11 protein-coding genes are annotated in these 18,138 nt (G+C 56.3%); 6 read left to right on the top strand and 5 right to left on the bottom strand.

From position 1 onward, the window contains the following. Positions 1-4: 4 nt before the first annotated feature. The 3 genes from fusA to rpsL form a co-directional block, all read right to left on the bottom strand. The gene (fusA, locus tag CPY64_RS17295; protein WP_035269563.1) at positions 5-2,107 is read right to left on the bottom strand and encodes an elongation factor G; all 2,103 of its coding nucleotides are present in this window, start codon (positions 2,105-2,107) and stop codon (positions 5-7) included. Between the two features lie 17 nt (positions 2,108-2,124). Further along, the gene (gene rpsG / locus CPY64_RS17300) at positions 2,125-2,595 is read right to left on the bottom strand and encodes a 30S ribosomal protein S7 (protein ID WP_035269562.1); all 471 of its coding nucleotides are present in this window, start codon (positions 2,593-2,595) and stop codon (positions 2,125-2,127) included. A 139-nt stretch (positions 2,596-2,734) separates the two neighbouring features. After that, positions 2,735-3,106, bottom strand: a complete 372-nt coding sequence (gene rpsL / locus CPY64_RS17305) for a 30S ribosomal protein S12 (RefSeq protein ID WP_042489490.1) — start codon at positions 3,104-3,106, stop codon at positions 2,735-2,737. Positions 3,107-3,526: 420 nt separating this feature from the next. Between rpsL and CPY64_RS17310 the strand changes: the two genes are divergently transcribed. From CPY64_RS17310 to azu, 6 genes are all read left to right on the top strand, one after another. Then, on the top strand, positions 3,527-4,231 hold the full coding sequence (locus CPY64_RS17310; RefSeq protein WP_042489493.1) for a response regulator transcription factor: 705 nt from the start codon (positions 3,527-3,529) through the stop codon (positions 4,229-4,231). 9 nt (positions 4,232-4,240) lie between these two features. Next, a complete protein-coding gene (locus CPY64_RS17315) occupies positions 4,241-5,335 on the top strand; it encodes a FecR family protein (RefSeq protein WP_042489496.1) in 1,095 nt (364 codons plus the stop codon). A 16-nt stretch (positions 5,336-5,351) separates the two neighbouring features. Continuing rightward, positions 5,352-7,319 (top strand): CHASE2 and HATPase_c domain-containing protein, encoded by a 1,968-nt coding sequence (locus CPY64_RS17320; RefSeq protein WP_226791418.1) that lies wholly within the window; start codon positions 5,352-5,354, stop codon positions 7,317-7,319. After that, positions 7,300-8,103: a helix-turn-helix transcriptional regulator gene (locus CPY64_RS17325; protein ID WP_042489499.1), complete on the top strand. Its 804-nt coding sequence runs from the start codon at positions 7,300-7,302 to the stop codon at positions 8,101-8,103. Before CPY64_RS17320 ends, CPY64_RS17325 begins: the two co-directional genes overlap by 20 nt. A gap of 99 nt (positions 8,104-8,202) precedes the next feature. Further along, positions 8,203-8,841: a LysE family translocator gene (locus tag CPY64_RS17330; protein ID WP_042489502.1), complete on the top strand. Its 639-nt coding sequence runs from the start codon at positions 8,203-8,205 to the stop codon at positions 8,839-8,841. A gap of 246 nt (positions 8,842-9,087) precedes the next feature. After that, positions 9,088-9,534: an azurin gene (azu, locus tag CPY64_RS17335; protein ID WP_042489505.1), complete on the top strand. Its 447-nt coding sequence runs from the start codon at positions 9,088-9,090 to the stop codon at positions 9,532-9,534. 157 nt (positions 9,535-9,691) lie between these two features. On the opposite strand, the gene rpoC is transcribed toward azu, so the two are convergent. Beyond that, a complete protein-coding gene (rpoC, locus tag CPY64_RS17340; protein ID WP_042489507.1) occupies positions 9,692-13,954 on the bottom strand; it encodes a DNA-directed RNA polymerase subunit beta' in 4,263 nt (1,420 codons plus the stop codon). Then, entirely contained in the window at positions 13,954-18,066 is a 4,113-nt protein-coding gene (gene rpoB, locus CPY64_RS17345; protein ID WP_042489510.1) for a DNA-directed RNA polymerase subunit beta, read from the bottom strand. The genes rpoC and rpoB overlap by 1 nt, the downstream gene beginning before the upstream one ends. Positions 18,067-18,138: the final 72 nt, after the last annotated feature.

Here is an 18,138-nt window from a genome sequence, read left to right on the forward strand (position 1 = left end):
GCTATTACTTACCGCGAGCGCTGATCACTTCGTCAGCCACGTTCTTTGGAGCTTCAGCATATTGCTTGAATTCCATGGTGTACGTAGCGCGACCTTGTGTTTGCGAACGCAGGCTGGTCGAGTAACCGAACATCTCGGCCAGAGGAACCTCGGCCTTGATGACCTTGCCACCACCAACCATATCGTCCATACCCTGAACCATACCGCGACGGGAGGACAAGTCACCCATCACTGTACCGGCGTATTCCTCAGGGGTTTCAACTTCTACAGCCATGGTCGGCTCCAGCAGAACTGGGGCAGCCTTGCGCATACCATCCTTGAAGGCCATCGAAGCGGCCATACGGAAGGCGTTTTCGTTCGAGTCCACATCGTGGTACGAACCGAAGAACAGCGTAGCCTTGACGTCAACCACTGGGTAGCCAGCGACCACACCTGCGGACAGAGTTTCGCGGATACCTTTCTCAACGGCAGGAATGAATTCGCGAGGAACCACACCGCCCTTGATGGCGTCAACGAACTCAAAGCCGCCGCCTGCTTCCAGGGGCTCCAGCTTGAGGACAACGTGACCGTACTGACCACGACCACCGGACTGCTTGACGAATTTACCTTCGATTTCGTCGCAAGTCTTGCGGATGGTTTCGCGGTAAGCCACTTGTGGTTTACCCACGTTGGCTTCCACGCCGAATTCACGGCGCATGCGGTCTACCAGAACTTCCAGGTGCAGCTCGCCCATACCGGAAATAATGGTTTGGCCGGACTCTTCGTCGCTGCTGACGCGGAAAGAAGGATCTTCCTGAGCCAGACGGGACAAGGCCACGCCCATTTTTTCCTGGTCGGACTTGGTCTTTGGTTCCACAGCCTGCGAAATCACGGGCTCGGGGAACTCCATGCGTTCCAGAATGATGTGCTGACCAGCGTCACACAGGGTTTCACCTGTGGTCACGTCTTTCAGCCCCACCACGGAAGCGATGTCACCAGCAACCAGTTCTTTCAGTTCGGCACGGTTGTTTGCGTGCATCTGCAAGATACGGCCGATACGCTCTTTCTTGCCCTTGATAGGGTTGTAGACCGTGTCGCCCGAACGCAGAACGCCCGAGTAAACGCGCACGAAAGTCAATTGACCAACAAAGGGGTCAGTCATCAGCTTGAACGCCAGAGCGGACATAGGCTCTTCGTCGTTGGCTTTACGATGAATGACTTCACCGTCATCGTCCGTACCTTCGACAGGTGGAATATCCACTGGCGATGGCAGGTAGTCGATCACGGCGTCCAGCATGCGCTGTACACCCTTGTTCTTGAACGCGGTACCGCACAGCATTGGCTGAATTTCGCAGGCAATGGTACGTGTACGCAGACCCAGGTTGATGTCCTCTTCGGAGAGATCACCGTTTTCCAGGTACTTGTTCATCAGGTCTTCGCTGGCTTCAGCAGCCGACTCGACCATTTTTTCGCGCCATTCTTCGGCCGAAGCTTGCAGCTCGGCAGGAATGTCGGTGTATTCAAATTTCACGCCGTTGCTGGCTTGATCCCAGATGATTGCTTTCATCTTGATCAGGTCAACCACGCCTTGGAACTCTTCTTCAGCGCCGATCGGGATAACGACAGGCACGGGGTGGGCTTTCAGACGCAGCTTGAGCTGGTCGTAAACCTTGAAGAAGTTAGCGCCAGTACGGTCCATCTTGTTGATGAAGGCCAGACGAGGCACGCCATACTTGTTGGCTTGACGCCATACGGTTTCCGACTGAGGCTGAACACCACCCACCGCGCAGTAAACCATGCAAGCGCCGTCCAGCACGCGCATGGAACGCTCAACTTCAATAGTGAAGTCAACGTGACCGGGGGTATCAATGATGTTGATACGGTGTTCTGGGTAATTGCCCGCCATACCACGCCAGAAAGCAGTGGTAGCAGCCGAGGTAATGGTGATCCCGCGCTCTTGCTCTTGCTCCATCCAGTCCATGGTGGCCGAACCTTCGTGGGTTTCGCCCAGCTTGTGGTTCACACCGGTGTAGAACAGGATGCGCTCGGTAGTGGTCGTTTTCCCGGCGTCGATGTGAGCCGAGATACCGATATTGCGGTAGCGCTGAATGGGGGTTTTGCGGGCCATGGTTATATGTCCTCAGATTACCAACGGAAATGGCTGAATGCTTTGTTAGCATCGGCCATCTTGTGCGTGTCTTCACGCTTTTTCATTGCACCGCCACGGCCTTCGGCCGCATCGGACAATTCGCCGGCCAGGCGCAAGTCCATCGATTTTTCACCGCGCTTTTTAGCGGCTTCGCGCATCCAGCGCATGGCCAGAGCCAGACGACGGACAGGGCGCACTTCGACAGGAACCTGGTAGTTAGCACCACCAACACGGCGGCTCTTGACTTCAACAACAGGTTTTACATTATTGATGGCAGCATTAAACACTTCGAGCGGATCTTTGCCGGTTTTCTGCGCAATTTGTTCCAGCGCGCCATAAACAATACGTTCGGCAACAGCTTTCTTGCCGGACAGCATGACCACGTTCATGAATTTGGCCAGCTCAACGCTGCCAAATTTTGGGTCAGGTAGGATTTCACGTTTGGGTACTTCGCGACGGCGAGGCATTTTAATTTCCTTGTGACTATTCAGTTGAACCGCTTTTCGCGGTCTCGGTCATTCATGACAAATGACCACTTACCTACCATGGCACTCAGGCCACGGTTGCACGGATCCAGATCAGTGAACTGATCGATGGATACATGGATTACTTGGGACGCTTGGCGCCGTACTTGGAGCGGGACTGTTTACGGTCCTTGACGCCTTGCAGGTCAAGAGCACCGCGAACGATGTGGTAACGCACACCTGGCAAATCTTTAACACGACCACCACGGACGAGAACGACCGAGTGCTCTTGCAGGTTGTGGCCTTCACCACCGATGTAAGAAATAACTTCGAAGCCGTTGGTCAGACGCACTTTGGCGACTTTACGCAGAGCGGAGTTAGGCTTTTTGGGGGTCGTGGTGTATACACGGGTGCAAACACCGCGGCGCTGTGGGCAGTTCTCGAGCGCTGGGCTCTTGCTGCTAACGCGGCTGACTTCGCGCGGTTTACGCACGAGCTGGCTAATGGTTGGCATGACCTTTACGTATCCTATAACGTACTTTACGTACTGGTTGACGTATGTGTTTTGAAAAACGCCGTCCAGTTGGCGGGTTTTGAAACCCTGTACCGGAAGCGGCATTGCGCAATACCACTCCCCATAAAACACGAAAAAGAGCGGTCTTGCACATGGCTTGGGCTTGATTTCAAGCACTAAAAAAGTGCCCGCAGCCCCTAAATTCAGGGCTGCCATCAAATTACTGCAAGGTGTACCGGCAAAGGATCCTTAAAGTAAGCTCTAAAATTTACCACAGTAAACCCTTATAGGTCAACGATTTGGACACCGATCCAGCACTTTCCCGTTGTCACCGCACACGCATGGAAGCACTTGGTCACTCGCTATCTACATATCGTTATACTGCAGGGCTATTGCACTTCTGCGACAAGGACAATACCCATGATCATCGCTTCCCTGGAAGACGACCTCGTCCAGGCTGAACTGATTGCCCGGATCTTGACCGAGGCTGGCTATGAGTGTCGCTCCTTTCATCAAGGAAAGGACCTGCTGGCCGCACTGGCCAAGCCACATAATTTCGGTTTATTGCTACTGGACTGGGAACTGCCGGATGTCAGCGGCCTGGATGTGTTGCGTTGGGTTCGCACCACACTGGGCCATGCCCTGCCCGTCATATTCCTGACCAGCCGTACCCAGGAAGAGGATCTGGTCACGGGTTTGCAGGCCGGAGCCGACGACTATATTAATAAGCCCGTACGCAAGGGAGAGCTGGTTGCGCGCGTCAATGCTGCTGTCCGGCGTATGGATCTGAGCACCTCGGCCACTCAGGACAGCCGCTTTTCGTTTGCGGGCTACGATATCTTTCCTGAACAAGGCCATATTGTGCTGGACGGGGAACCCGTCACCCTGGCGCCCAAAGAATTTGAACTGGCCCTTTTGCTGTTTCGCAACCCCGGCCGCCTGTTCTCGCGTGATGTTTTAAGCTCCGCGGTCTGGAACCGGGAAATTCCGGCCACCTCCCGTACGCTGGACACTCACCTGTCCAACATACGCCGTAAACTCCAGTTGCGACCCGAAAACGGGGTGCGCCTGACGGCATCTTACGCCCTGGGCTATCGCCTTGAACTTTTGACCGACCCTAGCTAGCCGACTTCTATGATTACTTTGCGTATCGCCGCCCCCCTTGTTTGCGGCCTGATTTGGGGTGGCGTCGTGTCAGCCCAACCTTCCGGCGCCCGTGGCGAGAACTTCATCTACAAAGTGCTGGCCGGTGACACCTTGCTGGATATTTCCCAGACTTACACACGCCAGAGCCGTAACTGGTCCGAAATCCAGCGCTTGAATGCGGTGGCTGACCCTTATCGCCTGCCCATTGGCAAAGAGCTGCACATTCCGTTTCGCATGATCCCGGAAGTGGCCGCCCCCGCCCGCATCACGCACCAAACCGGCCAGATTCTGGTAAACGGACAAGCGCTGGGCGCAGGCACCACGCATTTGCAGGAAGGCGACCTGATACGCACGGGCAGCAACGGCTATCTGACACTGGAACTGCAGGACGGCAGCCAACTGAGCGTGCCCGCCCAGGCTTCCTTGAGCGTGACCCGCATGCGTGCCTTTGAAGGCACGGGCCTGACCGACTCGATCATCGCTCTGGATGATGGCGACGTGGAATCGCGTGTGTCCCCGGAGAAAACCGGCGTGGGCCGCTTTGAAGTCCGTACCCCTGTCAGCATTACCGGCGTGCGGGGCACCGAATTGCGTGTGCGCACCCAGCAAGGCATGGCTCACAGCGAAGTGCTGGAAGGCCGCGCAGAACTGGGCACCCAGCAACGCAGCACCCCCACTGCCCTGAAGCAGAATCAAGGGGCTGCGGTGGGCACAGACGGCAACATCATGGCACTGGCGCCCTTGTTGCCCGCCCCGCAAATCTCCACCCCCGAGCGTCGCGGCGGTCAATGGAACAGCACGATTCAGGCTGTACCCGGTGCCCAGGCCTATCTGGTTCAGACCTCCACCGATCCGCAAGGCGCCAAGCTGCTGTCGCGCGACATCACGACCGATACGGACATTCAGTTCGGTGCCTCGCGCCCCGGCACCTACTACGTCACCGTACGTGCCATTGACCGCCACGGTCTGATGGGTCCGGACACGATCGAAAGCTTTGAAGGCGCAGCCAGCCTGACCAGCTCGGATGGCCAGGCCGTGGTCAGCAATTTTGGCGACCCAATCCTGCTCTCTCAATTCGAGTAGCTAAACGGCGTACGGCATGAGCAGCCCAGCCCCCAGAAACAGCAAGCTACTCTCCGACCGGATTCGGAAAGAGTGGCATCTGGTCTCGGGCTTGCTGATGCTGCTGACCTTGTTGTTCAGTTCCCTGCGTGACGATTTCGCTCTGGGCAAGCTGAACAACCTGATTTACGACTTCACCATGGCGGCGGCAATTCCACAGGCCGCCCCCCCGGACATTGTCATCGTCGCGATTGACGACTACAGCATTGCCAATCTGGGTTTCTGGCCCTGGCGGCGTATCAACCACGCGCAGCTGTTGGGCCGTCTTGAACAGGCCCGTGCGGTTGGCATAGACCTGGTCTTTCAGGAACCCAATCCCGCCTATCCCGATGATGATCTCGCTCTAACGCAAGCCATTCAGCAACATGGGCGTGTAGTCCTGCCGCTGGTATATGACCCGCAGCGCTACATCGTCCATACCGCCATTCCCATGCTCAGCCAGGCGGCCAAAGCATCGGGATATATCAATATCGAACCCGACCCGGATGGTGTGGTTCGCCGTGTCGCGCTGCAACGTGTCACTCCCTTGGAACGCGTGCTGCCGCACTTTACGATTGCAATGTTAATGACGGGCGGGGATATGGATCTGGCCTTGCAGGCCCTGGACTCCAGCAAGACTGACATTCCGCACATTCCTTTTCTGGGGCGCAGTGGACACTTTCAGACCGTTCCTTACTTCAATGTACTGAATGGGGACATCCCGGCCTCTTTCTTCAAGGACAAATACGTCCTGGTCGGCGCCTGGGGCAGTGGGCTGGGAGATACCTTTCCAACCCCATTATCCAAAGCTGGCATGAGCAGCATGTCGGGTGTGGAGATTCTGGCCAACACCCTACAGGCCGTACGCAGCAATCAATGGGTGCGCACACCGCCAGCCTGGTTTATTGCGCTGGCCAGTTGCTTGCCAGTCCTGCTGGCGTGTCAGGTTCTGATCTATCTGTCGCCACGCGCCACCTTGCTGAGCCTGATCGGGCTGGTCTTTGCGATCTTGCTGGTGAACTGGATCGCCATGCATGGCTTCAACCTGTGGATTCCGCCCCTGGCCAGCCTGATTACCGTCCTGCTAGCCTACCCGCTCTGGCATTGGCGCAGTCAAGAAGCCGCCCTGAATCAGGTCACGGAAGAACTGAACAAGCTGCAGCTGGAATACCCCGATGTCAGAACGGCGCTGAACGAGCGGCTGTCTGGTTTGAGTGCACGTAACCTGCCTCATCGTCTGACCCAACTGCACAAATCCATCAATCTGCTGCGCCAGGCCCAAACCAAGCGTGAAGAAACACTGCGCTTTATCTCGCACGATATGCGGGCCCCCCAGAACTCCATCCTGGCTCTGGCCAGCCTGCAACGTCAGGATGACAGCAAGCTGCCGCCCGACCAGTTCCTGCACAAGATGGAAAACTATGCCGAACAAACGCTGGAGCTGGTCGATAACTTCATCAGCCTGGCACGAGCCGAAGCGATGGAGATGGTGCTAAGCCCGCTGGCTCTGCCCGATCTGCTGGCAGACTGTATGGACGATGCCTGGGCCAGTGCCAGAAAACGCTCCATCAGCCTGAACCTGCATGACTCGGAACTGGTCTGGGTAAACGGCAACGCTCCCATGCTGCGCCGTGCCTTTACCAACCTGATTCAGAACGCTATCAAATATGGGCCGGATGGCAACCAGATTGATATAGAGCTGGTTCTGGATAAAAAAACAGTGCGGATATTCGTCAAGGATCAGGGCTGGGGTATTCCAATCGAAAATCAGGCAACTATTTTCGAACCCTATCACCGTGCCCATGAGAACACCGCCGGTGCACCTTCAGGTAGCGGGCTGGGTCTGGCTTTTGTGAAAACCGTCATCAACAAGCATGGTGGCGACATTGCCCTGGACAGCACCAACGAACAGGGCTGTACCTTTATCGTTTCCCTGAGCACCATTGATGTTTCCGATGAAGGCTGAGTTCTGGCGGGACAAGGCCCTGCCCTATGTCGAGAGCCGCCGCGCTTGCGACAGTCGTATCTGCTACCAGAAGCACAGTCACCCGACCTTCTCCATCGGTGCCGTTGATAGCGGTGGCAGCGTCTTTACGGGCGCGCCCGGCGGCCCGGTCCAGCTTGCACCTGGCTCGCTGGTCTTTGTTCCCGCGCACCGTAGCCACGCCTGCAACCCTCTGCCGGATCAATCCTGGAGCTATCAGATGCTGCATCTGGATGCATCATGGCTGGAGCAGCTTTGGCAGGAAAGCACGGGATTCAGGCTTGGGGCCCAGGAGCCTATCCGTGTTAGTCACGAACCGGAGCTTTATGCAGCCTACTGTGAGTTGAACACCCTCTTGTTTTCAGCCGCTCCAGTACTGAGCAAAGAAGCAGCGCTGATCGACTTTTTGCTTCACCATGGCTCAGCCCAATCCCAGCCCTTGGCACCCGCTCCCCCGCCTAGCCCCGTTTTGCAGAAAACCCTGGATCGCTGGGTTAAAGGCCAGTTAGCCACTATCCCACTGCACGAACTGGCTCAGGAAACCGGTTTTAGCCGCTACCAGCTGATTCGTGCCTTTCGCCGCCATACTGGTCTGACGCCACAGCGCTGGCAATTGAATCAGCGCGTCAACCTGGCCCGTGATGCCTTGCTCCAAGGTGATGAGCTGGCTGATATTGCCTATCGTCTGGGCTTTGCGGATCAAAGCCATTTTCAACGCGTATTCAAGCACTACACCGGCGTCACGCCAGGGCGATACCGAGGCTAGACACCATCCAGCGCCCAGCCCCTCCTTGGGCGTGCACTTTCATTCAATACGGGCCCTATCCTTCTCGTCACACTGCGGTTTTCTCCAGGATTGACCGCCGTGACCCTGTTCTTGCTGATCGCCAGCACCCATTTCCTGGCCCTGCTTTCCCCCGGCCCCGATTTCTTCCTGATTGCACGCAGCACCTTGGCCCATGGCCGCTGGGTAGCAAGCGGAGCTTGCGCAGGCGTCGCCATGGCCAACGGCCTATATATCAGCCTGGCGCTGACGGGTTTTACACGGATGAGTACCGGCAGCCCTCTCTTTTTGCTGCTTCAGGGTGCTGGAGGCCTGTATCTGCTGTACCTGGGCGTGAAATTTCTGCAAGCGGCCCGTCACGACGCCCAGCAACGAATCAGTGCCTCTGGCGCTTCTACAGGCGGCTGGTGGCATCATGTTCTGATGGGTTTGCTCTCCGGCCTGCTGAACCCTAAAAACGCCCTGTTTTACGCCAGCCTGGCCTCGGTACTGGCAAGCAGCCGTGCAGGTCCGGTTCTGCACATACTGCTGGGTCTGTGGATGTTTTTTATTGTATTGCTCTGGGATTTGTTCATTACCGTTCTGATCGGGCATCCTCGCTGGCAACAGAGGATACAAAAGCACTTGCCGCGAATAGAACAGCTCTGTGGGCTGCTGCTCTGCCTGATTGCCACCGCCGCGCTATTCAATGTGGCCCAACATCTGACTGAGGCGCCCTGAAAAGCGACACCTGCTCTGCGCTGGCGTCAAGCTCCCTAGAGGCGATAGAGTGAGGCTGTTAGAGCCATATCAAACGATGAGAAAACAAATCATTTGCGGGGTCGGACGGGGCAACATAAGCCGGTAAAATAGTCCGGGTCTACGTTTTGTTAAGCACCTTTAGTGCGCTACAGTCTATGCTGTAAGACCGGAACAACACCCCCGTGTCCCGTTCCTTTTTTTGTCAGTTTTCGAGGAGTTACTAGAATGTTTGCCAAACTTGCTTTCACAGCCGTTCTTGGATTGGCCAGCGTGCCTGCTTTTGCTGCTTGCGACATTACCATCGAAGGCAATGACTCCATGCAGTTCAACACCAAGAGCATCGTTGTTGACAAGACATGCAAGGAATTCACGATCAACCTGAAACACACCGGCAAGCTGCCTAAAGCAGCCATGGGCCACAACGTCGTTATCTCGAAGAAATCCGATGAAAGCGCTGTTGCTACCGATGGAATGAAAGCCGGCCTGGACAACAACTACGTTAAAGCCGGTGACGAGCGCGTGATCGCCCACACTGACGTGGTCGGCGGCGGTGAAAGCACCTCCGTAACGTTTGACGTCTCCAAGCTGAAAGAAGGCGAAGACTACGCTTTCTTTTGCTCCTTCCCTGGTCACTGGAGCATTATGACTGGCGAAATCAAGCTGGGTAGCTAAGCACATCCGCTTGTAGCCGCCAGACGGCCATAAAAAATCCCCACGTGGCATAGCCATGTGGGGATTTTTTTAAGCCTGGAATATCTGGTTTTGTCCGCCTACCTGAAGGTGGGGACCCACCCTGGATAACCAGGATGGGGAAACCAGACTATCTTGCTTATTCCTGATCGCCTTCTGGGGCTTCAGGTTGCTGCTCGGGCTCGGAGGCACCGGACACAAAGACCGGATCTTCCGAAGGCTCAGGAGCCGATGCGAACGGGTTCTCCAGTTCACGGGCTGCTTTGCGCTCTGCCACTTCAAAGGCTTCTTTTTCCTTGCGGGCGGAATGGAAGGCCATACCGGTACCAGCAGGAATCAGACGACCCACAATCACGTTTTCTTTCAGACCACGCAGATCGTCGGTTTTGCCCATGATGGCCGCTTCGGTCAACACGCGGGTGGTTTCCTGGAAGGAAGCCGCCGAGATGAAGGAGTCGGTCGACAGCGAGGCCTTGGTAATACCCAGCAGCACGTTTTCGTACGTAGCTGGAATACCGTTTTCAGCCAGGACGCGATCGTTCTCGTTCAGCAGTTCGGAGCGTTCAACCTGTTCACCCGTGATGAAGTTGGTATCACCAGCATCCACAATGTTCACGCGGCGCAGCATCTGACGAACAATCACTTCAATGTGCTTGTCGTTGATCTTCACACCTTGCAGACGGTAAACGTCCTGCACTTCGTTAACAATGTAGTTGGCCAGCTTCTCGATACCCTTCAAGCGCAGGATGTCGTGCGGATCGGCTGGGCCGTCCACAATCATCTCGCCCTTGTTCACCACCTGACCGTCGTGAGCCAGAACCTGTTTTTCCTTCGGAATCAGGAACTCGTGGCTGACGCCGTCCAGGTCGGTAATGACCAGACGCTGTTTGCCCTTGGTGTCTTTACCGAAGGAAACCGTACCCGTAACTTCGGCCAGCAGACCGGCGTCCTTGGGCGAACGAGCTTCGAACAGTTCGGCCACACGTGGCAGACCCCCGGTAATATCCCGAGTCTTTTGCGATTCCTGAGGAATACGCGCCAGAATCTCACCCACGGACACTTGCTGGCCGTCGCGAACGGTAATCAGCGCGCCTACCGGGAAGGAGATATTGACCATGTGATCGGTACCCGCGATCTTGATCTCCTGACCTTGCTCGTTCAGCAGCTTGATCTGAGGACGCATGGTGATCTTGCCACCACGTGTCTTGGGAGTGATCACAACCAGAGTCGACAGACCGGTCACTTCGTCCACCTGACGAGCCACGGTCACGCCTTCTTCGATGTTCTCGAAGCGAACGGTACCGGTGTACTCGGACACGATAGGACGGGTCAGCGGATCCCAGCTTGCCAGACGTTGGCCAGCCTTGATCGCATCGCCATCGCCCACCGTGATGGTGGCGCCGTAAGGCACTTTGTGACGTTCGCGCTCGCGGCGGTTGTCGTCAAAAATGACGATTTCACCGGAACGGGAGATCGCAACACGCTCGCCCTTGGCGTTGGTCACATAGCGCAGACCAATTTCAAAACCGACCGTACCAGCCGTCTTGGTTTCCACCGAGCTGGCCAGCGCTGCACGCGAAGCCGCACCACCAATGTGGAACGTACGCATGGTCAGCTGGGTACCCGGTTCACCGATGGACTGAGCAGCGATAACACCGATGGCTTCACCACGGTTAACCAGCACACCACGACCCAGATCGCGACCGTAGCAGCTTGCGCACAAGCCGTGACGGGTTTCGCAAGTCAGCGGAGTACGGATCTTGACTTCATCAATACCCAGATTGTCGATCAGGTCGACCAGGTCCTCGTTCAGCAAGGTGCCGGCGGGGATAACCAGTTCCTGATTGTCAGGGTTGACGATGTCGGTCGAGGCCACACGGCCCAGAATCAGATCGCGCAGGGGCTCGATAACCTCACCACCATCCAGGATGGCTTTCATGGTGTAGCCGCCCTTGGTACCGCAATCGTCTTCGGTAATGACCAGATCTTGCGTCACGTCGACCAGACGACGAGTCAGGTAACCGGAGTTAGCCGTCTTCAAGGCCGTATCAGCCAGACCCTTACGAGCACCGTGAGTCGAAATAAAGTACTGCAGTACGTTCAGACCTTCACGGAAGTTCGCGGTAATAGGCGTTTCAATAATGGAGCCATCAGGCTTGGCCATCAGACCACGCATACCGGCCAGCTGACGAATCTGTGCAGCCGAACCACGAGCACCGGAGTCCGCCATCATGTAGATGGAGTTGAAGGACTCTTGACGTACTTCTTCACCAAAACGGTTGGTCACTGGCTCGGAAGCCAGTTGCTCCATCATGGCCTTGCCGACTCGGTCACCCGCCTTGCCCCAGATGTCCACCACGTTGTTGTAGCGTTCCTGAGCGGTCACCAGACCGGACGAGTACTGCTTGTCGATTTCTTTAACTTCATTGCTTGCCTGAGCCAGGATGCTTTCCTTGACGGCAGGCACAACCATGTCGTTCATCGCGATGGAAATACCACCACGTGTTGCCAGACGGAAACCGGACTGCATCAATTTGTCCGCAAAAATCACGGTGGCACGCAGGCCGCAGCGACGGAAGGACTGGTTGATCAGACGCGAAATTTCTTTCTTCTTCAGCGCACGGTTCAGTGCGGTGAATGGCATGCCCTTGGGCAGAATTTCGGACAGCAAGGCACGGCCAGCAGTCGTTTCGTAACGCTTGATGGTCTTGACCCACTCACCGTCTTCGCCCTTCTCGAATTCTTCGATACGGACGGTCAGACGAGTTTGCAGCTCGACTTCCTTGTTGTCGTAGGCACGCTGGACTTCAGCCACATCGGCCATGAACAAGCCTTCGCCCTTGCCATTGACCAGTTCGCGGGTCGCATAGTACAGACCCAACACGATATCCTGGGAAGGAACGATGGATGGTTCGCCGTTGGCGGGGAACAGCACGTTGTTGGAGGCCAGCATCAGGGTGCGCGCTTCCAGCTGGGCTTCCAGCGACAGCGGCACGTGAACGGCCATCTGGTCACCGTCGAAGTCAGCGTTAAAGGCGGCACACACCAGGGGGTGCAGCTGAATCGCTTTACCTTCGATCAGGACCGGTTCAAAAGCCTGAATACCCAAACGGTGCAGCGTAGGCGCACGGTTCAGCATGACCGGATGCTCGCGGATCACCTCTTCGAGGATGTCCCACACCACCGGTTCCTGGCTTTCCACCAACTTCTTGGCTGCCTTGATGGTCGTAGCCAGACCCATCAATTCCAGACGGTTGAAGATGAAAGGCTTGAACAGTTCCAGCGCCATCAGCTTGGGCAGACCGCACTGGTGCAGTTTCAGCTGAGGACCCACCACAATCACGGAACGACCGGAGTAGTCCACGCGCTTGCCCAGCAGGTTCTGACGGAAACGACCGCTCTTGCCCTTGATCATGTCGGCCAGGGACTTCAGTTGACGCTTGTTGGCGCCAGTCATGGCCTTGCCGCGACGACCGTTATCCAGCAAGGAGTCCACGGACTCTTGCAGCATACGTTTTTCGTTGCGCAGGATGATGTCCGGAGCCTTCAGTTCCAGCAGACGCTTCAAACGGTTATTACGGTTGATAACGCGGCGGTACAGATCGTTCAGGTCGGAAGTCGCAAAGCGGCCGCCGTCCAGTGGTACCAGCGGACGCAGGTCCGGTGGCAGCACGGGCAGCACTTCCATGATCATCCAGTCTGGCTTGATGCCGGATTTCTGGAAGCCTTCCAGTACTTTCAGACGCTTGGAGATCTTCTTGATCTTGGCATCCGAGCCTGTGGCTTTCAGTTCGGCACGCAGGCGCTCGACTTCGCGATCGATGTCAATCGTGCGCAGCAGTTCGCGCACGGCTTCCGCGCCCATCAGGGCGTGGAAGTCGTCACCGTATTCTTCGGTCTTGGCCAGGAAATCGTCGTCGGACATGATCTGACCGCGCTTGAGCGGAGTCATACCAGGTTCGATCACGCACCAGGCTTCAAAGTACAGCACGCGCTCGATGTCACGCAGGGTCATGTCCAGCACCATGCCCAAACGGGATGGCAGGCTCTTCAGGAACCAGATGTGAGCAACCGGGCAGGCCAGTTCAATGTGACCCATGCGCTCGCGACGCACCTTGGAGACGGTGACTTCAACGCCACACTTCTCGCAGATGACGCCACGATGTTTCAGGCGCTTGTACTTGCCGCACAGACATTCGTAGTCCTTGATGGGACCAAAAATCTTGGCGCAAAACAGGCCATCGCGCTCGGGTTTGAACGTGCGATAGTTGATGGTCTCTGGCTTGCGGACTTCTCCGAAAGACCAGGACCGGATCTTCTCGGGCGAGGCGATGCCGATCTTGATGGCATCGAACTGCTCGTCCTGAGTGACTTGTTTAAAGAGATCGAGTAGCGCTTTCATTATTTACGCTCCAAATCCATGTCCAGGGACAAGGAACGGATTTCCTTGACCAGAACGTTAAAGGACTCCGGCATACCGGCGTCGATCACGTGGTCACCCTTGACAATGTTCTCGTAGACCTTGGTACGGCCAGCGATGTCGTCGGATTTAACCGTGAGCATTTCCTGCAGGGTGTAGGCGGCGCCATACGCTTCCAGCGCCCAGACTTCCATCTCCCCGAAACGCTGACCACCGAACTGCGCCTTACCACCCAGCGGCTGCTGAGTAACCAGCGAGTATGGGCCGGTGGAACGAGCGTGCATCTTGTCATCGACCAGGTGATGCAGCTTCAGGTAGTGCATGTAGCCTACGGTGACCATACGCTCAAAGGCTTCGCCGGTACGACCGTCAAACAGGCGAACCTGGGTGCGGTGTGGTGCCAGCTGCAGGTTCTCGGCGATGTCGTCAGGATAGGCCAGACGCAACATCTGGTCGATTTCCTGCTCGGTTGCACCGTCGAACACTGGCGTTGCCAATGGCAGACCTTTCTGCAAGTTGGTGGCCATGTTCATCACTTCGTCGTCAGTCAACTCGTTGATGCGAGTCTTCTTGCCGGCAGTGTTATAGACCTTGTCCAGGAACGCGCGCAGTTCGGAAACCTGCACGTTCTTTTCTTCTTGCATCATGTCGTTGATGCGGTGGCCAATACCCTTGGCAGCCCAACCCAGGTGAACTTCCAGAACCTGACCCACGTTCATACGCGAAGGCACGCCCAGCGGGTTCAGAACGATGTCCACAGGGGTACCGTCAGCCATGTGCGGCATGTCTTCCACGGGAACGATGCGGGAAACCACACCCTTGTTACCGTGACGGCCGGCCATCTTGTCACCAGGCTGCAGACGACGCTTAACAGCCAGGTAAACCTTGACCATCTTCAGCACGCCAGGAGGCAGCTCGTCGCCTTGGGTGAGCTTCTTGCGCTTTTCTTCAAAAGCCAGATCGAACTGGTGACGCTTTTGCTCCAAGGATTCCTTGGTGTGCTCCAGCACCAGTGCGTGTTGCTCATCAGCCAGACGGATGTCGAACCACTGCCAGCGATCCAGATCGTTCAGGTAGTCAGCGGTCAGCTCGGTGCCCTTGGGCAGCTTGCGTGGACCACCGTTGACGGTTTTGCCGACCAGGAACTTCAAGGCACGGTCAAAGGCGTCGTCTTCAACGATTTGCAGCTGGTCGTTCAGGTCCTGGCGGTAGCGACGCAGTTCATCATCAATGATGGACTGGGCACGCTTGTCACGCTCGATACCTTCACGGGTAAAGACTTGAACGTCAATCACCGTACCGACCATGCCCGAAGGCACGCGCAAGGAGGTGTCTTTAACGTCAGAGGCTTTTTCACCAAAAATGGCGCGCAGCAGCTTTTCTTCCGGAGTCAGCTGAGTTTCACCCTTGGGTGTCACTTTACCGACCAGCACGTCGTCGGCACGTACTTCGGCGCCGATGTACACAATGCCGGAATCGTCCAGACGGTTCAGCTGAATTTCGGACAGGTTGCTGATATCGCGGGTGATATCCTCAGGTCCCAGCTTCGTGTCACGGGCAACAACCGTCAGCTCTTCGATGTGAACCGAAGTGTAGCGATCATCAGCCACGACCTTCTCGGAGATCAGAATCGAGTCCTCGAAGTTGTAGCCGTTCCAAGGCATAAAGGCGATCAGCATGTTCTGACCCAGAGCCAATTCGCCCAGGTCAGTCGATGCGCCGTCAGCCAGCACGTCACCACGAGCCACGATATCGCCACGCTTGACGATAGGACGCTGGTTGATGTTGGTGTTCTGGTTGGAACGGGTGTACTTGGTCATGTTGTAGATATCTACACCGACCTCGCCAGCCACGTTCTCGTCATCGTGCACGCGAATAACCACGCGCTGTGCGTCAACGTCTACCACCACACCGCCACGACGGGCTTGTACGGTTGTACCCGAGTCAACAGCAACAGTACGTTCGATACCGGTACCGACCAAAGGCTTCTCAGGGCGCAGGCAAGGAACTGCCTGACGCTGCATGTTGGCGCCCATCAGTGCTCGGTTGGCGTCATCGTGTTCCAGGAACGGAATCAGCGAAGCAGCCACAGACACGATCTGCGAAGGAGCCACGTCCATGTAATGGATGTTCTCTGGCGCAGTCATCATGGTTTCGCCCGCTTCACGGCAGGCAACCAGATCGTCAGCAAAGGCACCGTCTTCAGTCAGCTCGGCGTTAGCCTGAGCGATGACGTAATTGCTTTCTTCAATCGCCGACAGGTAATCGATCTGTTCACTGACCTTGCCGTCAACAATCTTGCGGTAAGGCGTTTCCAGGAAACCGTACTCGTTCAGACGAGCGTACAGCGCCATGGAGTTGATCAGACCAATGTTTGGACCTTCAGGCGTTTCAATCGGGCACACGCGACCGTAGTGGGTTGGGTGCACGTCGCGCACCTCAAAGCCCGCACGTTCACGAGTCAGACCACCAGGGCCCAGAGCCGAAACACGACGCTTGTGCGTGATCTCGGACAGCGGGTTGGTTTGGTCCATAAACTGCGACAGCTGGCTGGAACCGAAGAACTCCTTGACAGCCGCAGAGATGGGCTTGGAGTTGATCAGATCGTGCGGCATCAGGTTTTCGGTCTCGGCTTGGCCCAGACGTTCCTTGACGGCACGTTCCACACGCACCAGTCCGGCGCGGAACTGGTTTTCGGCCAATTCGCCCACGCAACGAACACGACGGTTACCCAGGTGATCGATATCGTCGATCTGACCGCGGCCGTTACGCAGACTCACCAGCACCTGAATGGTGTCCAGAATGTCTTCGTCGGTCAGGGTCATGGGGCCTTCGATGCTGTCACCACGGCCCAGACGGCTGTTGACCTTCATGCGCCCCACACGCGACAGGTCGTAGGACTCTTCGCTGTAGAACAGACGGTTGAACAGGGCCTCAACCGCTTCTTCGGTTGGTGGCTCGCCGGGACGCATCATGCGATAGATCGCGATACGGGCAGCATTGGAATCCGCTGTTTCATCGGTGCGCAGGGTCAGGGAGATAAAACCGCCCTGGTCCAGTTCATTGATGTACAGGGTCTCGAAATCACGCACATTGGCTGCGCGCATTTCGGCCAGAATGGATTCGGTGATTTCGTCGTTGGCGTTGGCAATCACTTCGCCGGTTTCGGCGTTGATGATGTTCTTGGCCAGCACACGACCCAGAAGGAAATCTTCCGGGATGGAAATGTATTCGATCTTGGCTGCTTGCAGGTCGCGCAAATGCTTGGCATTGATACGCTTGTCCTTTTCAACCAGTACGCGACCGTCGCGGTCGGTAATGTCGAAACGGGCAACCTCGCCCTTCCAGTGTTCTGGAACGAATTGCAGCTTGCCACCTTCCTGGTGCAGTTCGATGTGGTCGAACTCGAAGAAGTGGGCCAGGATCTGCTCTGGCGTCAGGCCGATGGCCTTCAGCAAGATAGTGACGGGCATCTTGCGACGACGGTCGATACGGAAGAACAGAATGTCCTTGGGATCGAACTCGAAGTCCAGCCAGGAACCACGGTAAGGAATCACGCGCGCCGAGAACAGCAACTTGCCCGAGCTGTGCGTTTTACCGCGGTCGTGTTCGAAGAACACGCCGGGGGAACGGTGCAGCTGGGACACGATGACTCGTTCGGTACCGTTGATCACAAAAGAGCCGTTATCAGTCATCAGGGGCATTTCGCCCATGTAGACTTCTTGCTCTTTTACTTCCTTGACGGTAGGCTTGCTCACCTCGCGGTCCATGAGGACCAGACGAACCTTCGCCCGCAAGGGGGAGGCATAGGTCAAACCACGAAGTTGACACTCTTTGACGTCGAACACCGGCTCGCCGAGCGTATAGCTCACGAACTCTAGCCGCGCCATTTGGTTATGGCTTACTATTGGAAATATGGAACTGAAAGCTTCCTGCAAGCCTTCAACCTTACGCTGAGAAGGCAGCGTGTCCTTCTGCAAGAAGGTTCTGAAAGAATGCAGCTGGGTAGCCAACAGGTAAGGAACCTGCTGTACGTCTTCACGTTTGGCGAAGCTCTTGCGTATGCGCTTTTTTTCGGTGTACGAATAAGGCATGAGCACTCCGACTCAAGGGTTACACGGACCGTCAACCACGGCCCTGGTTTACGACTCTAAAAAACCCGACTT

The sequence above is a fragment of the Alcaligenes faecalis genome, from assembly GCF_002443155.1.
Taxonomy (GTDB): Bacteria; Pseudomonadota; Gammaproteobacteria; order Burkholderiales; family Burkholderiaceae_B; genus Alcaligenes; species Alcaligenes faecalis.